Origin of the sequence: Bradyrhizobium sp. B039 (assembly GCF_038965675.1) — a bacterium.
GTDB classification, from domain to species: Bacteria; Pseudomonadota; Alphaproteobacteria; order Rhizobiales; family Xanthobacteraceae; genus Bradyrhizobium; species Bradyrhizobium diazoefficiens.
In genome coordinates, this window is record NZ_CP152416.1 from 2,083,082 (window position 1) to 2,106,818 (window position 23,737).

Sequence of the window (23,737 nt, forward strand, 5' to 3'; positions counted from 1 at the left end):
ATGATCCGGACCCGAAGGGCTGCGTTCGCGCAAGGTGCGCAGGTGGTTTTCCGAAAAGATCGCGCTCAAGCAATAATCGGAATGAACATGATCGCGTTGTACGAGGCTGAATGATGGCGACGAAGGATATCATCGACACGCTCGCCGGGATCGAACCGGGGTCGGCCCTGGACGGCATCCGCGCGAAGCGCGTGCAGGCGCGCGAGAACGCGCAGAAGAGCTATCTGTCGCTGTTCGAGCCGATCGACGCCGGCGATTTTTTGCTTTCCGAGCGCGCCGCGGTCGCGTTCTTCGTGATCGGTCTTCACCGCGAGCCCGTTGTCGCCGCGTTCTACCGGGCAAAGCTCGCTGCGACCGCCGAGGGAGCGCGCCTCGTCGAAGCGATCGAGGTCGAAATCGCGCGCGGCGCGACCTCGGGCCCGTACGGCGCGTTCCCGGCTGGACCGCTGTCGGTGGAGAACACGGCCGGTTTGATCTATCGCGTCAGCGCGGAGCGCAAGCCCGACCTCGGTCCCCGGCTCGTTGCGGCGCTTGAGCATGCGCATCTGCTGGTGTTCCGGCCGCGCGATGCCGCGTCCGCCGACATGAAGGCGCTGCTGGCCGCCGGCTGGTCGAATACCGGCATCGTCACCTTCTCCCAGCTCGTTGCGTTCCTGTCGTTCCAGGTGCGCGTCGTCACGGGCCTGCGCGTGCTCGGCGCCTCGCTTGGGCGCACTGCAAACGCCGCGGCTGGCGCGTAAGGAGGCTGCATCATGAGCGCTGCAAACACCGTCAATCCGCCCGTCGTCTTCACCCAGGACGAGCTCGGCTGGGTGTCGTGGATCGACCCGTTGCCCGAGGCCGAGCTGACCGAGCGGCACTTCGCCGGCCTGGTCGATCGCGCCCGCGCCAAGTCGGAATATTTCCGCCTCTTGGTGCGCGATCCCGAGGTGCTGGAAGCCCGCACCAAGACCGACAAGGACATCTTCTACAATGTCGCCGACGGCCTGCCGCGCGCCGAGCGCGAGCTCGCAGCCGCCGCGACCTCGCGCTACAACGGCTGCATCTATTGCGCCTCCGTGCATGCGCGATTTGCCAGCACCTATTCCAAGCGCCGCGACGACGTGCAGCGGCTGCTCGACGAAGGCGTCGAGGCCGATCTCGGCGAGCGCTGGAATGCCGTGGTCAAGGCCTCGGTGGCGCTGGCCGCGACGCCGATCGCGTTCGGGCCCGACAATATCGAGGAGCTGCGCCGCGCCGGTCTCGACGATGCGGAGATCGTCGACGTCATCAACGGCGCCTCGTTCTTCAACTGGGCGAACCGGCTGATGCTGTCGCTCGGTGAGCCCTCGAAATAGGCAACCTCACCGGCATGGAAATTGCTGCTTGTTTCAACATTGAGTGGATGGAGCCGTAGATGAGCAACATCGATCGCCGTACCCTGGTCAAGGGCTCGCTCGCCGCCATGATGGCGGGAGCGGCCTTCTCGCGCAGCGCGTTTGCGCAGTCGTCCGAGCCGATCCTGCTCGGCGTCAGCGGCCCCCTGACCGGGCCGAACGCGCAATATGGCACGCAGTGGAAGCAGGGCTTCGATCTCGCACTCGACGAGATCCAGGCCGCGGGCGGCATCAACGGCCGCAAGCTCGCCTACAGCTTCGAGGACAGCCAGAGCGACCCGCGCCAGTCGGTGGCGATCGCCCAGAAGTTCGTGTCCGATCCCCGGATCGTCATGGAGCTCGGCGATTTCTCCAGCCCGGCCTCGATGGCGGCATCCCCGATCTATCAGCGCGGCGGCCTCGTGCAGTTCGGTTTCACCAATTCGCACCCCGATTTCACCAAGGGTGGCGACTTCATGTGGAGCACGTCGGTGAGCCAGGCCGACGAGCAGCCGCTGCTGGCGGCCTATGCCGTCAAGCGCCTCGGTCTCAAGAAGCTCGCGATACTCCACCTCAACACCGATTGGGGCCGCACCAGCCGCGACTATTTCGTCAAGGCGGCGAAGGAATACGGCGCCGAGATCGCGGTGACCGAGGGCTACATCGCGGAGGAGCGCGACTTCCGCTCCACCCTGGTGCGCGTGCGCGACGCCAGTCCGGACGGGCTGATCCTGATCTCCTACTATTCCGACGGTGCGCTGATCGCGCGCCAGGCCCGCCAGGTCGGGCTGAAGCAGACGATCTGCGCGGCAAGCTCGGTATACTCGCCGAAATTTCTGGAGCTCGGCGGCGAGGCGGTCGAGGACGTCCATCTCGGCACGCGTTATTTCCCCGAGGATCCCAGGCCCGAGGTGAAGAAATTCATCACGGGCTTCAAGGCCAAGTACAACGGGCAGGAGCCCGACGCCTTCAACGCCTATGCCTACGACGCGATGAACATGGCGGCCGCGGTCGTGAGGATCGGCGGCACCGATCGCCGCGCCATCCGCGACGCCTTCGCCAAGGTGAAGGATGTGTCGAGCGTCATTTTCGGCTCGGCGACGTTCGACGTCGAGAGCCGCCGGGTCAAGGGCGCCATGAACGCAGAACTGGTCGTGCGCAAGGGCCAGTTCGCGCTCTGGGACGGCAAGCCGACCTGACCTGACGGCCGGAGCGCGCCGCTCCGGCTGCCTTCCTTCCTACGCGGGGACCAACGTTTGTCTTCCTGGCTCGACTACACGATCAACGGGCTGATCGTCGGCAATGTCTACGCCCTTGTTGCGGTCGGGCTCGCGCTGATCTTCGGCGTCAGCCGGCTGATCAACTTTGCGCAAGGCTCGATCTATCTGGTCGGTGCCTATATCGGCTGGGTCGCGGTGGTGCAGCTGCATACGCCGCTGCCGCTCACCATCATCGTGGTCGCGGTGGCCGCAGCGCTGGTCGGGCTGATCATCGAGCGGTTCGGCCTGCGGCCGCTCCAGAACTCGGTGCGCATCGCGCCGCTGCTCGCGACCATCGGCATCAGCTTCGTGCTCGACCAGCTGGTGATGCTGACGTTCTCGCCGAACCCGCGTGCGCTGCCGAGCCAGTTGCCGGACGTCCGCTTCCAGATCGGCGGCGGCACGATCGGCCCGCTCGATCTGCTCATCGCCGGCGTCGGCATCACCAGCGCGCTGCTGCTGTTCGTGTTCCTGCGCTACAGCAAGCTCGGCTGGGCGGTGCGCGCCACCGCGCAGGACCGCGATGCCGCGATGCAGATGGGCGTCGATGTCAACCGCGTCAATCAGGCGGTGTTCGGCATCGCCGCGGCGCTCGGCGGCGTCTCCGGCATGCTGGTCGGCATGTACTACAACCAGATCGACACCGCGATGAGCCTTCAGGCGACACTCAAGGGCGTCGTCGCCGAAGTCGTCGGCGGCGCCGGCAACGTGCCGGGCGCGGTGATCGGGAGCCTGTTGCTGGGACTGGTGGAGAGCTACGGCGTCGCCGTGTTCGGCACCAGCTACCGCAATCTGTTCGCGTTCCTGCTGCTGGTCGTCGTGCTGGTGTTGCGGCCGAACGGCCTGTTCGCCAGCGCGCGGCAAGCGCCGCCCGAGCCGCTCACCGGGACTTTCATCGCACCGAGCCGGCCGGTGCGCATTCCGCGCTGGGCGCTGCTGGTGGCGGCCGCTGCCTTTGCGATCCTGCCGCTATTCCCGGTGTCGTTCTACGTGCTCCAGACCCTGATCAACGCCTGGCTGCTCGGCATGCTCGCGCTCAGCCTGACACTGGTCGCCGGCACGATCGGCCAGGTCTCGCTTGGACACGCGGCTCTGCTCGCGATCGGCGCCTACACGTCCGCGCTGCTGTCGCTGAGCTTCGCCGTTCCCGTCGGCCTCGCCATCATCGGCGGCGGCCTGATGAGCGCTGCGCTCGGCACCGCTCTGATCTCGCCGTCGTTCCGCCTGCGCGGGCACTACGTCTCGATCGCGACGCTCGCCATCGGCGAGATCGTGTCGCTGGTGATCCTGAACTGGGAGAGCGTCACGCGCGGGCCGATCGGCATCTCCGGCATTCCGCCGCTGTCGCTGTTCGGCTACGACCTCGTCAGCCCGTCGTCGGTCTACTGGTTCAGCCTTGCGGTCATGGTCGTTCTGGCGCTGCTCCAGGCGCGCCTGCTCGGCTCGCATCTCGGCCGCAGCTTTCGCGCCATCCGCGACGACGACATCGCCGCGCGCGCCTACGGCCTCAGCCTGAACCGCTACAAATCGCTGGCCTTCATCTTCGGCGGGTTTGCGGCGGGTATCAGCGGCGGCATCGCCGCGCATCTCTATTCCTACATCAACCACGAGACCTTCAACACGCAGCAGTCCATCCTGGCGCTGACGGTCGTGATCCTCGGCGGCCTCGGCAATGTCGTCGGCGCCATCGTCGGATCGGTGGCGCTGGTCGGTCTGCCAGAATTGTTCCGGATCGCGGCGGAGTACCGCATCCTGATCTACGGCATCGTGCTGCTGCTACTGGTGCGGTTCAGGCCGCAGGGCCTGTTGGGAACGATGTGATGGCAGAGCAGCACACATCCATGCTGTCGCTGCGCGGGCTGACGCGGCGCTTCGGCGGCCTCACCGCGGTCGACGCCATCGATCTCGACCTCGCCAGGGGCGAGCTCGTCAGCATCATCGGCCCGAACGGCGCCGGCAAGACGACGCTGTTCAACCTCGTGACCGGGCTCGACCGGCCCGACGCAGGTCAAGTCCACTTCGAAGGCCAGGACATCACCGGCCTCTCGCCGGAACGGCTGGCGGCCGAAGGCATCGCGCGCACCTTCCAGCTCGGCCGCGTCTTCGGCAATCTCAGCGTCATGGACAACGTCCTGATCGGCGCGCACACGCGGCTGCGCGCGGTAAAGCCGACGGTGCCGGTGATCGGCCCGCTGCTGGAATTGGGGCTGGCGCTGCTGCGTCCCGCCAGCGTCAGGGACGAGGAAGAACGGCTGCGCGAGGAGGTGAAAGCCATCCTCGCCCGCTTTGGCGAGCGGCTGCTGCCGCGGATCGACCAGCCGGCCTACAGCCTCTCCTACGCCAACCGCCGCCGCGTCGAGATCGCTCGTGCGCTCGCTCTTAAGCCGCGCCTGCTGCTGCTCGACGAGCCGACCGCCGGCATGAACCCGACCGAGACTGCCGAAATGCAGGGCCTCGTCGCCGAGTTGAAGGCGGAGGGGCTGACCATCCTGTTGATCGAGCACAAGCTCGAGATGGTGATGCGCCTCTCCGACCGCGTCATCGTCATGGACGAGGGCAAGAAGATCGCGGAAGGGCCGGGCGAACAGGTGCGTGGCGATCCCAAGGTGATCGAGGCCTATCTCGGTCACGGTTTGTCGGGGGCGGCGGAGCAGGAGAGCGCGGCATGACGAATTCCTCTTCCGGGCCGCTGCTCGCGCTGTCCGATGTCAACACCTTCTACGGCCAGGCCCAGGTGCATTTCGACCTGTCGATCACGGTCGCGCGCGGCCACATCGTCTGCCTGCTCGGCGGCAATGCCAGCGGCAAGTCCACGACGATGAAGATCATCCTCGGCCTCGTCAAGCCGCGGTCCGGCGACGTGACGTTCGACGGCGCCTCGCTGATTGGCCTCTCCACGCCGCAGATCGTCCGCCGCGGCATCGCCTCGGTGCCGGAGGCGCGGCGGTTGTTCGCGGACATGACCGTCCGCGAGAACATCCTGATGGGCGCCTTCGTGCGCAACGACCGCGATGCGGTGGCGCAGGATCTCGACAAGATGCTGACGCTGTTTCCGAAGCTCGGCCAGCGGCTGTCGCAGCGCGCAGGCTCCTTGTCCGGCGGCGAGCAGCAGATGGTGGCGATGGCGCGCGCGCTGATGAGCCGTCCCAGGATGATCGTGATGGACGAGCCGACCATGGGCCTGTCGCCGCTCTATGTCGACCGCGTGCTTGAGCTGATCCGCACCATCAACCAGGAGGGCGTGTCCGTGTTCATGGTCGAGCAGAACGCCAGCCTCGCGCTTGAGATCGCGCACGAGGCCTATGTGCTCCAGACCGGCAAGATCGTGCTCTCCGGCCCCGCGCGGGCGCTGAAGGACGATCCTCGCGTCCGCGACGCCTATCTCGGCGGGGCCGAGGCCGCGTAACGATCAGGCCGAAGCTGCGCTCTGTGCCGGCTCCGCCGGCAGATCGTCGCCATTGGGATCACCGGGCGCGGTCGCCCAGGCCAGCTCCACCAGCGTCACGATCCTGCGTCCGCCGCCGTCGAGCTGGCAGACGATGAGACCCTGCTCCTCCATGTAGCTGAGCAGGCGCTGCGCGCGGCGCAGCGAATGCGAGCCATAGGCGCGGGCGATCGCGGCATCGCCCGGGCAGGGCCAGCCTTCCTTCGCCGCGCGCGCGATCATCATGAAGACGCCCTGCATGTCGTCGGGCAGGATCGAGGCGCGCAGCGACACGTCCTGCCAGTCGTCGTCCTCGGCATGCTCGGCGCCAACCCCGGCGCGCGCGCGCGTCAGCATGCGGCGGAATTCGTTGAGGTCAGGCACGGCCGCGCCGAGGCCCTCGATGCGGCAGCGGACCACGAACTCCTGATAGAGCACGCCGACGGCGCGGAAGCCGGCATCGGGCTCGGCGAGCACGGCACGCAGGGTCCGGTCGACGCGTTCGCGCCGCTCCGCGAGCTCCTCCGCGCTGACCTGAACCTCGACCACCTCAGGCCGGATCTCCGGCGTGGCGGCCGCTTTCGCGGCGCGCAGCTGTTCGAGCAGATCCGGCGCGGGCCGGCGCTGCGGCCGGCTGGCATCGGGCGGCGGCGCGGCCAGGATCACGGCGCGCATATCCTCGCGTGCGGAGTCCGGCATCGGCATCAGCCGCGGCGTGGAGTTGCGCGCGTGGGTATCGGTCGGGCCGATGTTCAGGCGTAGCGGACGCCGCGACAGCGCAGGTCCCAGCGCCATGAACTGGCCGCGCTCGAGATCGCGAAAGGCTTCCGCCTGGCGCCGCTCCATGCCGAGCAGGTCGGCGGCGCGCGCCATGTCGATGTCGAGGAAGGTCCGGCCCATCAGGAAGTTGGAGGCCTCGGCCGCGACGTTCTTGGCGAGCTTTGCCAGCCGCTGGGTCGCGATGATGCCGGCGAGCCCGCGCTTGCGGCCGCGGCACATCAGATTGGTCATGGCACCGAGCGACAGTTTTCGCGCCTCGTCCGACACCTCGCCGGCGACTGCCGGCGCGAACAGCTGCGCCTCGTCCACCACCACCAGCATCGGGTACCAATGGTCGCGATCGACGTCGAACAGGCCGCCGAGAAACGCGGCGGCACGGCGCATCTGGTTCTCGGCATCGAGGCCCTCGAGATTGAGCACGGTGGAGACGCGATGCAGCCGCGCGCGCTCGCCCGCGACCTGAAGGCCGCGCTCGGTGTGATCCTCGGCCTCGATCACGAGATGGCCGAAGCGCTCGGCCAGCGTGACGAAATCGCCCTCGGGGTCGATGATGGCCTGCTGCACCCAGGGTGCGCTCTGCTCCAGCAGCCGCCGCAACAGATGCGACTTGCCGGAGCCCGAATTGCCCTGCACCAGGAGGCGGGTCGCCAGCAGTTCCTCGAGGTCCATGGCCGCCGCGGCGCCCGCCGTGGTCTGCCCCATCTCGATCGCAACCGTCATGTCCCGACTCAAGTCCCCATCATTCGCGGACAGGGGCTTATCAACCCGGCCGGGGCGCGTCGAGCACCACAGCGCGAATCATGCTCTGTTGCCCACGACGGCGTTCAGGCGTGATTCGACAACCGTAGAAGCGCGGGGCGATAGGGCGGGACGGGATCGTCGTCCTCGTTTGGGGGAATCGCGCAGGAGCCGAATTCCCGCCTGATCCGCTCGATCTCGGCGATGCGCTCGTGCAGCCGCTGCAGATGTTCCGGTGATGTTGCCCGCCAGAACCGGAACGTGTCGGGGGTGAGCGGCAGGAACGCGGTGCCTGATGGCGTCGGATCGGGAACGACGGTGCGTCCGAGCAGCAGGAATCGGTTCTCGCTGGAGACCACGAGGGTCGCGTAGCCGCGGTTTCCGATTCGCCTGATGCCGTTCATCGACCATTCGGCGAGCTTGCTGAAATACGGCTCCTCGCGCCAGCGATCGGGGCAGTCGTCGTCGACCGTGACGTTGACGGCGTCCTGGCTGAAATGCACCACGATGCCCGATTTCGCTGGAAACCATGCATCGTCGAGATGGCCTTGCAGCCAGGCGCAGGCGAACGACCGGCACATCTGCGGGCGGCTCGCGTAGATGGTGCATCCGGTGCCCGCCTGCCAATGCCTGCAGAGCTGGTTCACCGGCTTGTCGACCGCAGCGACTTCGAGGATATCGCAGCAGGCGTTGCACGATCCGCATTGACGCGGGTTGAGCCCTGTTCTCGGCAGACCCGTTGCCCTGAAGCCTTGGCCGTCGCGCACCAGGAGCTTTTGTTTCTCCAGCGCAGCCAACGCACGTTCGATCTTGAGACGGGATAATCCGGTCGCGTCGATGACGCCCTTCATGGTCGTCGCGCCTGCCTCGACCGCACGGACGACGCTCAGCATCGCCTGATCCATTGCTTCTTCTCGTGTTCTTGTCTGGATCCCAAACGCAGGCATCGCAAATCAATGCCGGGCAAGGTGACTTACAAAGCTATCTTGCTCACGCCTAAGCGCGAGGCAAGACGACGAGACGTGGGCAGCGACACGATCGCGTGATCAGGACGGCGCGATCGCTCTCATCGAGTTCGGGCAACACCGGGAACCGTTCCGTGCGAACGCGGCCAAAGTCGAGCATGGCGGTGCCGCCGCATGACGCAGATCAAGATTTGCCGGCGCGATGCTGTTAGCCTGGGCTATGAACTTCCTGACCTTCTTCACGGCGACCTGTTTTCTCCTCGCCATGCCGGGACCGACCAACACCTTGCTCGCGACATCGGGGGCAGGGATTGGGATATCGCGGTCGCTCCGTCTGCTCGCGGCGGAGCTGTTCGGCTATCTCGCGGCGATTGCGCTGCTGCGGCTGGCGCTCGGTCCCGTCGTGAGCGGCATTCCGCTCGCGGCCGTCGTGCTTCGCGTGGCGGTCAGTGTCTACATCCTGGGCCTTGCCGTCATGCTCTGGCGCGTCAACGCGCGCGAGCTGCGCGGCGGCGCCGTGGTGACGTTCCGTCAGGTGCTGATCACCACGCTGCTGAATCCGAAGGCGATGGTGTTCGCCTTCCTGCTCCTGCCGCTCCAGGCCGGACTGTTCGAGCTCCTGCCGTGGCTCGGAATGATCGCGCTTCAGATCGTCACCGCGGGCGCCGCGTGGATTGCGTTGAGCGCAACGCTTGGCGGCGGCGCCCGTCGTCTCGGCTACCCTGAGATCATCACGCGCACCGGCGCGGTCACGCTCGTCGCCGTGACCGGCCTGATCTGGCTTCAATCATTCCTGAGCGCGTGAGCGCCTGCGTCGCGCGATAGCGACAGACGTGGCGCGCGGCTACTGCGCGCCCGATCCGCCCTGCACGATCTTCTCGTTCAGCTTCTGGTCCACGGTCTCGACCGTGCGGTCGATCTCGGGGTTGGGCACGCCGAGCTGATGCGAGATCAGCTTCACCAGCAGGTCGACGCGCTCGATGAAGGGCGCGCCGCTGGCCACCGCGCGCGCGGCCGACGACGGCTTGAGCAGGCTTTCGGCCGCCTTGGCGTATTTCGCGAACAGCACCTGGTCTTGCGGATCGGCGCCGAGGCGGCGGGCGATCGCGTCGACATGATCGTAGATCGTCTGCGAGCGCTTGAGATCGCCGTGCACGGCGTCGCGGATCGACTGCGGCTCGTGCGGCGTGATGCAGCGGTAGTTGCCGGTCAGCAGCATCGACCACTTCGCCAGCGGCACGAACAGGGAATCGAACACTTTCAGCTTCACCGGCACGTCGTGGCCGTCGAGCGTCACCGCGTCGATGTCGGCTTCGAGCTCGCGCAGCACCTTGTTGTGCTTCTCGTCGGCGAAGACCGATGCCTTGAAGTTGGTGGGCAGGCCGACGTGAAGCACGTTCGCGGCTTCCTCCGGCGGACGGAAGGCCTGCGGGTCGGGCGAGCACAGCGTCACCAGGCCCGGCTCGAACCGCTCCCACACCTGCGCGTTGGTATAGGCCTCCTCGAGATCCATGCCTGCGAGCGCCGGAATCCGCTTCAGATAGGGCAGCGGCGGCATGTTCATGATCGACAGGCACGGCAGCTTCGCCGCGGCGATCTTGACCATGAGCACGCGCACCGTGTGGTTGGTGTATTGCGGCTCCTGCATCGCAAGGCCGACCATGTCGTAACGGGAGACGTCGACATCGGCCGGCGTCACCGCATCGAGCTTGCCGGGCAGGTCGCGCGAGAAGATCGCCCGGTGCACCGCCTCGTCGCGCAACTTGATGCGGACCTCGGTACCGTCACGGTTGATCAGCTCCGCGGTCTTGGCGCGGCAGACCAGGGTGACGTTGTGTCCTGCCATCAGCAGCTTCGTGCCCAGCAGGGAGCCGTAGGAAGCCCCGAGAATCAATATGTTGCGCGCCATGTTTCGTCCCTTGGAAATGTCATGTGATTTTTGTGCCCCGGCTGCAATCCGAGGGCAGGTTGCCGGCATGTAAAGCGAAGTGCCCGATAATGGCAACTGGGATAATGCATACAAGGGGGCCGGCAGGCGGCGCAGTCGTGTTGCTGACGCCAGGAGTGTGACGATTCCTGGCCGGCTATGGGTCTGCAGATCCTCGCACTGCTCACAGCAAGCTGCTTATCCGAATTTCGGAATGTCGGATGTCTCGATCATCCGGCTCACCTAGAAGGCGATCGTATGTCGTCACGTTTCGCGCACCGTGTGCGGATGAGCGGCGTTGATGGTTCGTCTCGCGAGTTTTCCTGCGACATCGACAGTCAAAAAAACCGCGGCGAAGACGGCCGCCATCGATGAAAGCGGCAATCCGCCGCATCTTTCTTCGCTATCTTGATTGGCGGCGCGCCGGTTCGGGTCATAACAGGTTCACGATGAAAGCCGACACAGGCCCTGCCTCCTCTGTCATCAAATGGCAGCCAATATTTAGTCGTCGATCGCAACAAAAAACTACAAACCTAGGACCGCAAAAATGGCAAAGTGGCGCGGGGCCATGACTGTACATCAGCAACGGAGCTGAGACGTGACGATTGAGTTGGAGCCGGCGTGCAACTTGTGTTGAGACCGGCTGATGGGGGCTACACACGGTTTGGCCAAGTGCACTCGCCCGCGCGAAGCGAAGACGAAACGAACATCGGATGGGGTCTCGCTGCAGCAACGCTCCGATCCTGCGCGGGGCACGATGTGCTGTCCCTGCGTGGAGTCGAGACGGCAGCGAGACAGATCGGCGAGGCGGACGGCATCAGCAGACGCAAGCGCGATGGACGCGACCAGGTACGCCTGGGATCGCATCGAGCAGGCGTGCACGGCTCTGCGCTGAATGCGCAGCCGGCAAGCCCGGCCAATCGCTGACGGCGCCGTTCGGAGAAAAAAATGGAAGGTGATCATTGGCCTCACGGCCGCTGTGACGGCGCCGGTGGAAGCCTCGTACGCTTGCGAAAGCGCGCGTCCGAATTTTTCGAAAGTCTGTCTGTCGCGGAGCTTGCGCGCGAGGCGCACAGGCATCTTTGGTTTTCAGACTGGTTGAGGGTTGCGGAAGACTACCGGAGCTCCGCCGAATCCGCGCGCGCGGACGGTGCCGGCCGGATCGTCGCGTGCGAAGCGTGGATATGCGCGCTGATGGCGTTCGAGGTCGCGCGAAGCCTGTCTTCTCCGGACGATCTCGCGAGTACTGACTTCGCCGATAGGGTCGGTCTCAGCCTGAGAAGCTTCGCGGACGATGCGGCTCACGCGATCGAGCACGTCGAGATCGACGGCTTCGAGCAGGGAGCGTTGACCGGCTTCTTCCTGCCGGCGCTCTGTCACGGGCCTTCCGCGCCCGCGGTCATCTGCATCGCCGACGAGGACGTCACCCTGGCCTCGATGATGAGCAGGCTCTTGCCCGCCTCGCTTCGCCGGAACATGTCACTTCTGCTCATCGATCCCGGCAGTTCGCCTGTTCGTCGTCCGCTCAAACAGGAGCATATCCTCCAATGCTGGCTGGACTATCTGGAGGCCCGCCCGGATGTCGACGCGCAGCGGATAGCGATCTACGGCGAAGGAGCGGGTGCCAGTCATGCCTCCCGCCTTGTCCTCTCGGATCGCAGGGTAGCCGCCGCCGTGTGCGACGGCGGTCTTTTGCGGTCGGTCGCGCACCGGGCATCGGTTCACTGGATGACAGGCGTCGAGCAGGTCGTCGAGGGCGGAGCCTCGATGCGTCCGTTGTCGTCGCCGCGCCGAATGGCCTGTCCGCTTCTCATGGTGGTCGGGAGCCGCTCGATGGTGCGCGAACAGGAGGCGCTCGAGCTGCAAGCCGGGCGGTCCGATGGCCTGGTGGATGGCCGAGCGGCGTCCCGATCTGGTCCGCGCCGTGGTCGGCATCGCCCCCGGTCCACCGGCCAATCTGTTGCGCGATCTGCCCGACGATCCGGCAGCGATCCGCGCGCTGCGCGATGACGCCAGCGCCGGTCATCCCGTTTACTCGAGCGAGGATGCGCCGGTATGGCTGACGGCGGACTTTGCCGCCGCCTATTGGGCCAACGGGCCGCGCTTTCCGCATCACGCGTTCGAAAACTACTGCCGCTCGTTTGCGCCGGAGAGCGCGCGAATCCTGAACGAGCGCTTCAACATCGGCGGACGGGGGCTCAGGATTGCTGATCCCGAGCGTCTGCGGGAAAGGCCGATCATGATCGTGACCGGGGACCGCGACCCGCGCCATCCGCGCGAGGTGGATGCGGCGACGGCGAGCTATCTCGGCGCCGAGTTCGTCTGGCTTCCGGATCGCGGCATCGAGGGGAACGGCCACATGATGATGATCGAGGACAACAGCGATGATCTCGCCGCCATGATCCTGGCCTGGCTCGATACGGTCGGATGCTGAGATCCCGCGCCTTGCAGGCACATTGGAGGATACCAAGGATGAGACGGATTGCATGTGTCCTTCTGCTGCTGGCGCAGCCCGTCGCGGCACGGGCGCAGGTCAGTGGTGACGTCGTCAAGATCGGCGTCCTCACCGACATGGCCGGCGTGACCGCCGACATCACCGGCAAAGGTTCGGTCGTCGCCGCCGAGATGGCGGTGAGCGAGATCGGTGGCGCGGTTCTCGGCAAGCCGATCCAGATCGTCTCGGCCGATCACCAACACAAGGCCGATGTCGGCACGGCGATCGCCCGGCGCTGGTTCGATGTGGAGGATGTCGATGCGATCGTCGATGTGCCCAATTCCGGCGTTGCGCTCGCGGTCCAGAGCCTCGCACGCGAGAAGAAGCGGATCGTTCTCTATTCGGGGCCGGGGACGACGGCGTTGACCAACGAGCAGTGCTCGCCCTACGGCTTCCACTGGACCTACGATACCTATGCGGTCTCGCACGGGACCGCGTCCGCGGTCGTCAAGGCGGGAGGCGGCACCTGGTTCATCCTGGCGTCGGACTATGCCTTCGGCCATCAGCTCCAGCAGGACGCGACCAGCGTGATTGCGGCCTTGGGCGGCAAGGTGCTGGGCAGCGCGCGCCATCCGCTCAATACGTCGGACTTCTCCTCGTTCCTGCTGAGCGCGCAATCCTCCGGCGCCAAGGTCATCGGCCTCGCCAATGCCGGCAATGACACCGTCAACGCGATGCGGCAGGCCGGCGAGTTCGGGCTGGTGCAGGGTGGCCAAAGCCTCGCCGCGCTGATCCTCTTCCTCCAGGACGTGCACGCGCTCGGCCTCAGGGATGCGCAGGGCACCTACCTGACGACGGCCTCCTACTGGGACATGAACGAGGCGACGCGCGCATGGTCGAAGGCGTTTTTTGCAAAGACCGGCATGATGCCGTCGATGCTGCATGCCGGCGTCTACGGCGCGGTGCGTCACTATCTCAAGGCCGTCGCCAGCGCCGGCACCGACGATGCCGGCCGGGTTGCGGCCGCCATGAGGACGATACCGGTCGAGGATGTCTTCTCGGAGGACGCCAGCATCCGTGAGGACGGCCGCGTCACGCGCACCATGTACCTCGTTCGAGTCAAGAAGCCGTCCGATTCGAAATATCCCTGGGACTACTTCGACATCGTGCGCAAGATCCCGCCTGAAGAGACCGTCTGGCCGCTCGCGGAGAGCAAATGCCCGCTGGTAAAGGCCTCCAGCCGCTAAATCGGAAACGGCCGTCGAACGGGTTGGCAAAGCGGGTTCGCCACGCGCATGATGCTGCGTGATATCTCGCCCTTTTGCGATCCCGGACGACCCAGGAACATGAAAACCACGCTGCTGAAATCCGAATACTACACCCGCTCGCCCTGGAAGAACGGCGGCGGCATCTTCACCGATATTGCGGATGCGCATCGTGCAGGCAGCCCGACGAAGGATTGGGACAGTCTGCTCTGGCGCTTTGCGTCCACGCCGATCGTGGCGCCCGGTCCGTTCTCCTACATGCCCGGCATCGACCGCTTGCAGATGGTCGTGGGTGGGCGCGGGCTGGTGCTGAAAGCACCGGGGCGGGAATTCGACGAGCGCGAGCCGTTCACGACCGTGCGCTTCACCGGCGAGCTCGAGATCGTGACCGAGCTCGAGGCGGGTCCGGTCGAGGTCGTGAACCTGATGGCCCGGCGCGGTGCGGCGGAGATCGAGCTCCTGGCGCTCCGGGAGCCCGGCGATCGGCCATTGTCCGCCGGCACGCATCTGGTTTACGCGGTTTCCGGCCATTGCAGCATTCGTCTCAATAGCGAGGAGTTTGCGGTTCCCCACGGCAGCACGCTGAAGGTCGAGCTGACCGAGCCGTCCAGGCTGGCGCTCGTCTCGGGGCTGGGGGTGCTGGGATCGATCCGGCTCGCCGGTTAGATCACAACTGTTGCTGATGCGCACGATCCGTGCAACTGGCTAGGTTGACGCGGCCCCGCCAGCGCACGATATCTGCCTTGATGCAAGCCGCCGCGAAGGGCAGGATATGAGCGCACCAGACAAGAATCCCCCCGCGACGCTGTCCGACGGTGTCGTCGACTGGCTGACCAACGGCACGCGCGACGAGCGCTTCATCGACAATATCTTTGCGCAGATGTGCATCCGCCTCCAGCAGGCCGGCATTCCGCTGAAGCGGTCCACGCTTCATGTCCTGATCCATCATCCGCAATGGCTGGGGGCCCGCTTCATGTGGTCCGACGGCATGCGCGAGGCCGAGATTGCGCGGGTCGATTATGACGTGCGCGAGCGGTCCGAATTCATCGGCAGTCCCGCCAACGAAATGTTCGACGGGGCGACCGAGGTGCGCGAGAACCTCGAACGCGATCCGGCGCTCGGCCGCAAGCACGCCCTCTATGACGAGATGCGGACGAAGGGCCTGACCGACTATGTGGCCTGGCCGCTCTACCACACCCTCGGCAAGCGTCATCTCATCACCTTCGCGACCGACCGGCCCGGCGGCTTCGAGGAGGCGCATATCGCTGCGCTGAAGAAGCTGTTGCCGGTGCTGGCGCTGGTCAGCGAGATCCGCATCAAGAACCGCCTGGCGCGGACCCTGCTGGAGACCTATGTCGGCGCACACGCCGGCGAGCTGATTCTCGCCGGCGCTACCCGGCGCGGCACCGGCACCACGGTTCGCGCCGCGATCATGATCTGCGACCTCAGGGATTTCACGAAAATCTCCGACAACTGGCCGCGCGACGACGTCATCGACCTCCTCAACGACTATTTCGACGCGATGTCCGAGCCGATCGCGCGGCACGGCGGCGAGATCCTGAAATTCATCGGCGACGGCCTCCTTGCCATCTTCCCGCTCAGCCAGCCCAACGCCTGCGCAAACCTGCTGCATGCCGTGACCGAGGCTCGAGCGGCCATGGCCGCGCTCAACGAGCGGAATAACGGCAGCGGCCGCGCGCCGCTGAACTACGGCATCGGCGTCCATGTCGGCGACGTCATGTACGGCAATATCGGCTCGACCACCCGGCTCGACTTCACCGTGATCGGCCCGGCCGTCAACATGGCCTCGCGTCTCGAAGCGCTCACCAAGCAGGTGGGACGACCGGTGCTGCTGTCGCGCGACTTCGCCGAGCTGGTGGAGCGAAAGTCCGAGCTGGAGCGGGTGGGCGAGTACGAGGTGCGCGGCTTCAGCGATCCGATCGAGCTGTTCGCGTTTCACGGCTGAAAGCGCCGGGCGAAAGGCCTAGTAGAATCCGGCGAAGAACCGGATTGCGAGATATGCCCCTGCGACGACAGCCGCGGTGGCGCCGATTGCAAAGACGACCCTCAGGCTTTCGTCCATCGATCATTGTCTCCTTGAGACGACGCCGACTCCGCAAGGGGGGCTGAGAGCCGGAGCCGCCAAAGTGCCGGTGTCTTGTGGGACCCGGCCTGCGCCAACGTCCGAGCGATGCGCCGGTTCCTGTCAGCCTCATTACCGGATCACGCGATTGCGCGAACGCACGGTTGCTGCGGTGCGCCCTCCCTGCGCGCGTCGCAAGTCGTGCGGATGGGCAATATCGGACGCATTGTCAAAAGAAATCTCCGCGCAGAACTCCTAGGTTGGCTTTACTGGCGGCCCTGCCAATGGTGCCGCACGAACGCATCGACGACAGTCAATGCTGCCGGCGCGATGCAACAGAAAAGGTGATCGACGCATCGGATGCGATCCCAAGAGGAGACGCCAATGCCAAGCTGTTCCGAAGATATTCGCAGTCGAACCGGGCGCTGTGCCGTGTGCGACGGCAGGTTTGGTCTGGTCCGCTACTACTCTTGGCGAAAGCCCCTTTGCTCGAAAAGGTGCCTCGAACGTTTCACGGTGCGCCGGCAGGGTGACTGCGACTGGGTGGGCCGATTTCCGTTGGCTTTCGACACGCTTTCAGAGAACCGCGCGAGGCTCCTATGACCATGCTGATGTCGCGACGAGGAAAGGAATATCTCGAGACGGCGCAGAGCCTGTTGCGCGCAGCCCGGACCATGACGGACGCCGTGGTCGCGGCTCGGCTCGAGATGCTCGCCACTGACTATCAGCGGCGCGCCGAAAAGGCATCAACGGTCGATGCGGCGAAATCGTCGGCGCGTTCGACCGGCACTGGATACGAAGGGTACCCGTGAGGGCGGGTTGCGCCGCCGGTTTGGTCGCTTAACCAGGCCGGCTTGCCAGTTTCCTCTTTTGCCACCTGTGGAGCCGATATGGGCGAAGTTGTTCGACTGGTCACAAGGGCCGAGCGCGAACGAGCGCGTTTGATCCGGGAAGCGCGCGCCATCTGTGACGCCGTCTTTCCACCGACCGATCCCGACGGCAAGCAGCCTGTCAGGCCGCGGGTCGACCACCCGGGCGGCGACGCAAAACCCGAGCAGGTCGAAGGAGTTCTCGTGACATGATCAAGATCATTGCCGTGCTCTGCAGCCTCTCGTCTCCGACAGACTGCCGTGAGCAGATCGTCACGACCTCGGACTTCGCGGACGTGACGATGCAGTCCTGTCTGATGGGCGCGCCGCAGCTTGCCGAATGGATGGCGCAGCATCCAGCCGAACGTCTCGCGGCGTGGCGCTGCACGATCGGCAGGCAGGAGGTTCGCAGAGGAGCGTAGGGTGCGAGTTGTCGAGGCTCGCTGATTGCGTCCGTCACATCAGGAGAATCGGAGCCGGCTCCAGGCGCCGGCCGCCGCGCGCCGGACGGCTTCACGCCGGATCGTATTGCAAACGCGAGGGTGTACCACTACGCTTTGCACTCGGTAGCCCAATCGTTCCTGCAAGTGGCCGCGCGTTCATGCCAAAATTTCTTCGCATCGGAGTCCATTGGTCGAACGTATCGGGGTACACGTCGAAGGCGTGGTGCGTCAGGCGCGTTGGCCCGGTGGTTTTCCTGAAATGGGGTGCCGTGGAGGTCCATGGCACCGGTGCCAGGCGAAAGGTCTACTGGACGCGTCTGCCGCAGGAGAAGACAATTCGTTGCGGCACGGTGCAGCGCGCCCAGGACTATGCCAAGGCCGCGATCGCGCGGCGGCGGAACCATCGCTACGAGCCGTTGACCGGGCCCATTGCGAACCGGCGCCGGTCGGCCGACGGTAGCGCCGAGCCCAAGCAGGCGCTCGCCACCATCCTGATCGTCGATATCGTCGGCTCCACCGCAAAGGCCGCGAAGCTCGGCGATGCGCGATGGACCAAGATCATGGGCCACTATTACGCGGCCGTCCGCAAGGAGCTGAAGACCTCGCGCGGCAAGGAAGTCGTGACGACGGGCGACGGGGTGCTCGCGACGTTCAAGGCGCCGGCGGCCGGCGTCAGTTGCGCGACCGCGATCCGCGAAGCCGTGCGTACGCTGGGCCTCGATGTCAGGGTGGGCCTGCATGCCGGCGAGTACACGGTGAGCGGCGGCGAAATGGTCGGGCTCGCCTTTCACATCGGCACCCGCGTCGCCGCCAAAGCGCGCGCCGGCGAGGTTCTGGTGTCGAGCGCGGTCAAGGACCTGATGAAGACGCAGTCAACGTTCAGCTTCAGGGATCACGGTGTGCATCAGCTCAAGGGCGTGCCGGAGCGGTGGCGGCTCTATCGGGTGGAGGGGTAAGTACCTCCGGCTCGCAAACCCTGACCTCGCCTTGAAAATCAAGCGACCTCCGTTGCTCACTCGGTCGCCTCCATGTGGTTTCGGTCCACCACCCGCAGCGTCCTCCGCACCATGCCGTCGACAATTGCCGTCGACTCGCTTGGACGCAGATAGATCGCCGTGGACTTGAGCAGCCATGGCAACACCGCCTGCTCAAGCCGCTCCTCATAGGCGAGGCGCATCATGTCAAATGCCTGCAGGCCGGGCCCTGCCAGAATGACATGGTGTGGGCGCAGCACGGATATCGTTGCCGCGACCGCCTCGGCAAGCGCGCGACCTGCCTGCTGGAAGAGGTTCTCGAGGCGCGGATCGCCGCCCAGCGCCCGCTCGCGCAGCAGAGCCATCTGCGCCTCGGACGGCTGCTGCGAGTCCGCCGGCGGCAAGTCGAGAAAGGTGCGGGCGTCGCGGTAGAGCGCATAGTCGGCAAGATAGGCCTCGATACAGCCGCGCTGGCCGCAGCGGCATTGCGGACCATCCGGCGCCAGCTTGACATGGCCGATCTCGCTGCCGGCGCCCCAGTGCGCTTCGCCATCGGCGACAACGCCCATCCCGATGCCGTGACCGACCATGATCGTGGCCGAGAGGCCCTCCGCCAGCGCCGGTTCGGCGGCCGTAAGGGCGAGCGCAACTGCGACGGCGTCGTTCGCCATCACGACCTCGACCCCGAACGCCTGACGTATCGGCGTCGCCAGATCGACGTCGGTGATCGACAGTGCCGGGCTCCACAGCGTCCGGCCGGTATCGGCGTTCACGATACCCTGCAGCGCAAGCCCGATTCCCAACAGCTGATGGCGCGGCGTCGCCGTCGCATCAAGCATCGCATTGATCTGCGCGATGACCAGATCGCGCAGTGCGCCTGCATCGAGAGCGCGCGTCGGGAGAGCAAGTCGCGACTGCGCCAGGCCAGAGCCTCCGAAATCGGCGATCAGCGTCTCAATCAGGTTCATGCGTACGGAGACCGCGATGATGCGCCCGAACTCCGGGTTCAAGGTCAGCAGCACGACCGGCCGGCCACGGCGGCGGCCATTCAGCCCGTCCGCATCCTCGTCGTCGGTATCGTCGGACCATGACGTTGCCGCTGTCTCGGTCTCGCACAACAACTCTTCCGCCATCAGTCTCGACGTCAGACCGGAAACGGCGGGGAAGCTCAGTCCCGTGCTCCGGGCGAGCGCCACGCGGGGCAATGGCCCCTGGCGTCGCAAGAGTTCGACGAGGCGGCCGCGGTTCGACCCGCGGGCCAGGCTGGAAACGCGTCGCGGTGGCTCAATCTGGTCAACCATGCTGTCCATTTAATTCTGTTAGTGAATTTAATAGGTGCGTGTCTCGGTAGTGTTGTTGAAAAAGCACAGCCAAAGGGAGTCGTTATGCGTCATATTTACTATTATAATACCCCATGTACTATCTAAACTCGAAGAGTGAGCAAGTGCATCCTGATTTTTCTGTTTTGCTCTGCGACATTTCTTCGCTGTGTGAATAAAATAAGGCGCAAAAAGCGCCGTGAAGTCGCCTGATGCGGGGCGACCAAAGGGAGGTGCACATGAACGGATCAAGGACGAAATTGATAGTGCCGCTGCTCGCGGCCGCCGCGCTCGCGATGACCGCGGGAATGGCGCAGGCGCAGCAGAAAAAGACCATCGCGCTGGTTACCAATGTCGCGGCCGATTTCTGGACCATCGCCGGGCGCGGGCTCGAAAAGGCGCAGAAGGAGCACCCGGACTACAATATCGAATTGATCGTCACCAACGAAGGCACGGCGGCGGGCCAGCGGCGCGAGCTGGACGACCTCCTGGTGCGCGGTGTCGCCGGCATCTCCATCTCGGTGGACGACGCGCCGCACGCAACCGAACAGCTCAACAAGGTTGCGGCCAAGACCGTCTTGATCACGACGGACAGCGACGCGCCGCAGAGCAATCGCCTCGCCTATATCGGCACCGACAACGTCGCGGCCGGGCGGCAGGCCGGCGAGGAGATCAAGAAGGCGTTGCCGAACGGCGGCAAGATCGCGCTGTTTGTCGGCACGATGGACGCGGACAACGCCCGCGAGCGGGTGCAAGGCATCAAGGAAGCGATCGCCGGCACCAAGGTCGAGCTGGTCGACGTGTTCACCGACCAGGTGGACTTCGCCAAGGCCAAGGCGAACATGGAGAACGTGCTCGTCAAATATCCCGACATCGCACTGCTGTCCGGCCTTTGGAGCTACGAGACACCGCTGATCTATGACGCGGTCAAGGCGGCGGGCAAGGCCGGCAAGGTGAAGATCGTCGGCTTCGACGAGGACCAGCGCACGCTGCGGGGCGTTTCCGACGGCACGATCGAGTCGACGGTGGTGCAGCAGCCGTACGAGTTCGGCTATCTCTCCGCCACCAACATCATCAAGACGCTGAACGGGGACAAGTCCTGGATCCCGGCGGGCGGCAAGCTGATCGTACCGACCAAGGTGATCAGCAAGTCCAACGTCGCGGAGTTCACCGCAGATCTGAAGGCCCTGCTGAAGAAGTAAGTAGCACCGCCTTTCGACGCCCGGCTGGCACTGCCGCCGGGCGTCGTGCGGGAGGAGATGAATGGCGGAAATCCTGTTCGAACTCGCCGGGATCAGCAAGTCCTATCCCGGGGTCATGGCCCTCGACGATGTCAGCCTGCGCGTGTACCGCGGCGAGGTGCTGGGCCTGATCGGCGAGAACGGCGCCGGCAAATCGACGCTGATGCGCGTGCTGGGTGGCGTGATCGCGCCAACCCAGGGCGTGATCCGCATCGGCGGCGTCGACCGCGCCCGCATGACGGTGAGCGAGGCGACGCAGGCCGGCATCGCCTTCGTGCATCAGGAATTGAACCTGTTCGAGAATCTCGACGTCGCCGCGAACGTCTTCATCGGACGCGAGAAGCTTGTCGGCGGCCCGCTGAAGCTGGTGGACAATGCTGAGATGCGCGCCCGCGTGACGCCGCTGCTGGAGCGGCTGGGTGCCGATTTCGCTCCTGACACACTGGTCGACAATCTGTCGATCGCCGAGCGCCAGATGGTGGAGATCGCCAAGGCGCTTTCGATCGACGCCCGCGTGATCATCATGGACGAGCCGACCTCCAGCCTGACGATTTCGGAGACCGAGCGGCTGCTCGAGGTGATTGCCGATCTGAAGGCGCACGGCATCGCGGTCATCTATATCTCGCATCGGCTCGGCGAGATCATGACCTGCGCCGACCGCGTCGTGGTGCTGCGCGACGGGCGCACGGTGGGGGAGCTGGCGCGAGACGAGTTGAGCCATGCCGCAATGATCCGGCTGATGATCGGCCGCGACCTGAAAGCGCTGCATACGCCGCCGAAACGGCCGCCGCAGCCGGGTGGCTGCGACATCCTCGGCCTCGTGACATCGGCCTTTCCCGATCGGCAGATCGATCTCTCCGTGCGGCATGGCGAGATCCTCGGACTGGCGGGGCTGGTGGGTGCCGGTCGCACCTCGCTTGCCCGCGCGGCCTTCGGCATCGATCCGCTGCTGGGTGGCGAGATCAGGATCGACAACGCGCCGGTCGATGTCACATCGCCGCGGGACGCGATCAGGCAAGGCATCTATCTGATGCCGGAGGACCGCAAGAAATCCGGGCTCGTGCTGGAGCTGCCGATCCGGGAGAACGTGACGCTGGCAAGCCTGCTGAATTATGCCCGGATGTGGCTGGTCAGCGGCGCGGCCGAGCGCAAGGTGGCGAAGGAGCAGGTCAGACGCCTCTCCATCAAGGCGCCGAGCGTCGATATCGAGGCCGTCACGCTCTCCGGCGGCAACCAGCAGAAAGTCGTGCTGGGCAAGTGGCTCTCCATGCAGCCGCGCGTGATGTTCTTCGACGAGCCGACCCGCGGCGTCGATGTCGGTGCCAAGAGCGAGATCTACGCGCTGATGCGCGAGCTCGCCGACCACGGCGTCGCGATCGTGATGATCTCCTCGGACATGGAGGAGGTGATCGGCGTTTCCGACCGGATCGCGGTGATGCATGAGGGGAGTGTCAGCGGCGTGCTGGAGCGCCCGCAGTTCAGCGAATACAACGTGTTGCAGCTCGCAATGGGCCAGGCGCCGGAAACCGTGGAAGCGGCGGCGCCATGATCAAGAAGGAACTCGGCCTGGGCCTGCTGCTCGTGGTGATTTCCGCCATCACGGGCCTGATCAATCCGGCCTTCCTGTCGCTGGTGAACCTGCTGAACATGGCCAATCTGATTGGCCTGTTCGGTGTGTTTGCGCTGGGCGAGGGGCTCGTGATCATCACCGGCGGCATCGACCTTTCGCTCGGCTCGATGTTCGCGCTGCTCGGCGTCATCTTCATCGATCTTCTGACGACTCATCAGGTTCATTGGCCGCTGGCGCTGCTGGCCGTGTTGCTGGGCGGACTCGTGCTGGGCGCCATTCAGGGTCTTCTCGTCACCCGGCTGAAGATGCAGCCCTTCATCGTGACGCTGTGCGGGTTGCTGATCTATCGCGGCGCCGCGCGCTACTATACGAGCGACTCGACGCGCGGCTTCGGCTACGGCGACGAGGCCGGGACACTGAGCAACATTGCCTCCGGCAACTTGGCGGGCATCCCGAACACCTTCATCCTTTTGATCGTCCTTGCGCTCGTCCTCGGCGTGCTGCTGCATCGCTCGGTCTACGGGCGCTGGCTTTATGCCGTCGGCAAGAACGAGGAAGCGGCGCGCTTCTCGGGCATCAACACGAATCTCGTGATCGCAACCGCCTATATCATCAGCGGTGGGCTGGCCGGCGTTTCAACAGTCCTGTTCGTGTTCTACACGAACTCGGTGTCTCCGAGCTCCTTCGGCAATTTCTATGAGCTCTACGCGATCGCAGCTGCCGTCCTGGGCGGGTGCAGCCTGCGCGGCGGCGAGGGCTCCATTCTCGGTATCGTGCTGGGGACTGCGCTGCTACAGGTGCTGCAGAACCTCGTGAATATCCTGGGCATCCCCAATTCCTTGAACTTCGCGGTGATGGGGACCGTGATTCTGATCGGCGTGCTGGCGGATCAGCAATTGCAGGCGCGCCGGCGGCGCAGGCAGGCCCTCGCGGGCCTCGCTCGCACGGCGCCGAAATCGACACCGTTGCAAGGACAAGGCGCGTCACCGCGCGCCGCGGATGCCTTGCCGGTGAGAACGAGTGATCAAGCATGACGAATCCACGCTCCAGTTGACACAAGGCCGCTTCGTCGGCGGCCGCTGGGGGAGGGA

At 65.4% G+C, this 23,737-nt stretch carries 23 protein-coding genes; 19 read left to right on the top strand and 4 right to left on the bottom strand.

Going from position 1 to position 23,737, the window contains the following annotated elements; genetic code table 11:
* Positions 1-113 precede the first annotated feature (113 nt).
* From AAFG50_RS09935 to AAFG50_RS09960, 6 genes are read left to right on the top strand one after another with little or no spacing between them, the layout of a single operon-like run.
* Positions 114-740, top strand: a complete 627-nt coding sequence (locus AAFG50_RS09935; protein ID WP_028174225.1) for a CMD domain protein — start codon at positions 114-116, stop codon at positions 738-740.
* Between the two features lie 12 nt (positions 741-752).
* Positions 753-1,337: an alkylhydroperoxidase domain protein gene (locus AAFG50_RS09940; RefSeq protein WP_028174226.1), complete on the top strand. Its 585-nt coding sequence runs from the start codon at positions 753-755 to the stop codon at positions 1,335-1,337.
* Between the two features lie 59 nt (positions 1,338-1,396).
* Entirely contained in the window at positions 1,397-2,554 is a 1,158-nt protein-coding gene (locus AAFG50_RS09945) for an ABC transporter substrate-binding protein (protein ID WP_028174227.1), read from the top strand.
* Positions 2,555-2,611: 57 nt separating this feature from the next.
* The gene (locus tag AAFG50_RS09950; RefSeq protein WP_028174228.1) at positions 2,612-4,435 is read left to right on the top strand and encodes an ABC transporter permease; all 1,824 of its coding nucleotides are present in this window, start codon (positions 2,612-2,614) and stop codon (positions 4,433-4,435) included.
* Positions 4,435-5,283 carry an ABC transporter ATP-binding protein gene (locus AAFG50_RS09955; protein WP_028174229.1) on the top strand — a complete coding sequence of 283 codons (849 nt, stop codon included), beginning with the start codon at positions 4,435-4,437 and terminating at the stop codon, positions 5,281-5,283. The genes AAFG50_RS09950 and AAFG50_RS09955 overlap by 1 nt, the downstream gene beginning before the upstream one ends.
* Positions 5,280-6,020 carry an ABC transporter ATP-binding protein gene (locus tag AAFG50_RS09960; RefSeq protein ID WP_011089634.1) on the top strand — a complete coding sequence of 247 codons (741 nt, stop codon included), beginning with the start codon at positions 5,280-5,282 and terminating at the stop codon, positions 6,018-6,020. Before AAFG50_RS09955 ends, AAFG50_RS09960 begins: the two co-directional genes overlap by 4 nt.
* A gap of 3 nt (positions 6,021-6,023) precedes the next feature.
* On the opposite strand, the gene AAFG50_RS09965 is transcribed toward AAFG50_RS09960, so the two are convergent.
* Both AAFG50_RS09965 and AAFG50_RS09970 read right to left on the bottom strand, forming a co-directional pair.
* The gene (locus AAFG50_RS09965) at positions 6,024-7,538 is read right to left on the bottom strand and encodes an ATP-binding protein (protein ID WP_028174230.1); all 1,515 of its coding nucleotides are present in this window, start codon (positions 7,536-7,538) and stop codon (positions 6,024-6,026) included.
* Between the two features lie 104 nt (positions 7,539-7,642).
* A complete protein-coding gene (locus tag AAFG50_RS09970; protein ID WP_028174231.1) occupies positions 7,643-8,461 on the bottom strand; it encodes a YkgJ family cysteine cluster protein in 819 nt (272 codons plus the stop codon).
* A 262-nt stretch (positions 8,462-8,723) separates the two neighbouring features.
* On the opposite strand from AAFG50_RS09970, the gene AAFG50_RS09975 reads away from it, so the two are divergent.
* Positions 8,724-9,326 (top strand): hypothetical protein, encoded by a 603-nt coding sequence (locus tag AAFG50_RS09975; protein WP_074077307.1) that lies wholly within the window; start codon positions 8,724-8,726, stop codon positions 9,324-9,326.
* Between the two features lie 39 nt (positions 9,327-9,365).
* Here AAFG50_RS09975 and AAFG50_RS09980 read toward each other — a convergent pair whose 3' ends face one another.
* On the bottom strand, positions 9,366-10,430 hold the full coding sequence (locus tag AAFG50_RS09980) for a 2-dehydropantoate 2-reductase N-terminal domain-containing protein (protein ID WP_028174233.1): 1,065 nt from the start codon (positions 10,428-10,430) through the stop codon (positions 9,366-9,368).
* A gap of 1,212 nt (positions 10,431-11,642) precedes the next feature.
* Between AAFG50_RS09980 and AAFG50_RS09985 the strand changes: the two genes are divergently transcribed.
* From AAFG50_RS09985 to AAFG50_RS10025, 9 genes are all read left to right on the top strand, one after another.
* Positions 11,643-12,458, top strand: coding sequence for a hypothetical protein (locus AAFG50_RS09985; protein WP_231166647.1), 816 nt, complete (start codon positions 11,643-11,645; stop codon positions 12,456-12,458).
* Positions 12,409-12,882 carry a hypothetical protein gene (locus AAFG50_RS09990; protein ID WP_231166648.1) on the top strand — a complete coding sequence of 158 codons (474 nt, stop codon included), beginning with the start codon at positions 12,409-12,411 and terminating at the stop codon, positions 12,880-12,882. The genes AAFG50_RS09985 and AAFG50_RS09990 overlap by 50 nt, the downstream gene beginning before the upstream one ends.
* 38 nt (positions 12,883-12,920) lie before the next feature.
* Positions 12,921-14,129 (top strand): ABC transporter substrate-binding protein, encoded by a 1,209-nt coding sequence (locus AAFG50_RS09995; protein WP_039183919.1) that lies wholly within the window; start codon positions 12,921-12,923, stop codon positions 14,127-14,129.
* A gap of 99 nt (positions 14,130-14,228) precedes the next feature.
* On the top strand, positions 14,229-14,813 hold the full coding sequence (locus AAFG50_RS10000) for a HutD family protein (protein ID WP_028174237.1): 585 nt from the start codon (positions 14,229-14,231) through the stop codon (positions 14,811-14,813).
* A gap of 106 nt (positions 14,814-14,919) precedes the next feature.
* Complete coding sequence (locus tag AAFG50_RS10005) at positions 14,920-16,113, top strand: adenylate/guanylate cyclase domain-containing protein (protein ID WP_028174238.1); 1,194 nt, start codon at positions 14,920-14,922, stop codon at positions 16,111-16,113.
* Between the two features lie 716 nt (positions 16,114-16,829).
* Positions 16,830-17,042, top strand: a complete 213-nt coding sequence (locus AAFG50_RS10010) for a hypothetical protein (protein ID WP_028174239.1) — start codon at positions 16,830-16,832, stop codon at positions 17,040-17,042.
* A 78-nt stretch (positions 17,043-17,120) separates the two neighbouring features.
* Positions 17,121-17,312, top strand: a complete 192-nt coding sequence (locus AAFG50_RS10015; RefSeq protein WP_074077301.1) for a hypothetical protein — start codon at positions 17,121-17,123, stop codon at positions 17,310-17,312.
* Positions 17,309-17,521 carry a hypothetical protein gene (locus AAFG50_RS10020; protein ID WP_028174240.1) on the top strand — a complete coding sequence of 71 codons (213 nt, stop codon included), beginning with the start codon at positions 17,309-17,311 and terminating at the stop codon, positions 17,519-17,521. Before AAFG50_RS10015 ends, AAFG50_RS10020 begins: the two co-directional genes overlap by 4 nt.
* A gap of 179 nt (positions 17,522-17,700) precedes the next feature.
* Positions 17,701-18,498, top strand: a complete 798-nt coding sequence (locus AAFG50_RS10025; RefSeq protein WP_028174241.1) for an adenylate/guanylate cyclase domain-containing protein — start codon at positions 17,701-17,703, stop codon at positions 18,496-18,498.
* Positions 18,499-18,554: 56 nt separating this feature from the next.
* Here the strand turns inward: AAFG50_RS10025 and AAFG50_RS10030 are convergent, their stop codons facing one another.
* On the bottom strand, positions 18,555-19,817 hold the full coding sequence (locus tag AAFG50_RS10030) for an ROK family protein (protein ID WP_028174242.1): 1,263 nt from the start codon (positions 19,815-19,817) through the stop codon (positions 18,555-18,557).
* 257 nt (positions 19,818-20,074) lie between these two features.
* On the opposite strand from AAFG50_RS10030, the gene AAFG50_RS10035 reads away from it, so the two are divergent.
* The 3 genes from AAFG50_RS10035 (at position 20,075) to AAFG50_RS10045 (ending at position 23,680) form a co-directional block, all read left to right on the top strand.
* Positions 20,075-21,037 (top strand): sugar-binding protein, encoded by a 963-nt coding sequence (locus AAFG50_RS10035; protein WP_028174243.1) that lies wholly within the window; start codon positions 20,075-20,077, stop codon positions 21,035-21,037.
* Between the two features lie 61 nt (positions 21,038-21,098).
* Entirely contained in the window at positions 21,099-22,625 is a 1,527-nt protein-coding gene (locus AAFG50_RS10040; RefSeq protein ID WP_028174244.1) for a sugar ABC transporter ATP-binding protein, read from the top strand.
* A complete protein-coding gene (locus tag AAFG50_RS10045; protein WP_011085059.1) occupies positions 22,622-23,680 on the top strand; it encodes an ABC transporter permease in 1,059 nt (352 codons plus the stop codon). Before AAFG50_RS10040 ends, AAFG50_RS10045 begins: the two co-directional genes overlap by 4 nt.
* Positions 23,681-23,737: the final 57 nt, after the last annotated feature.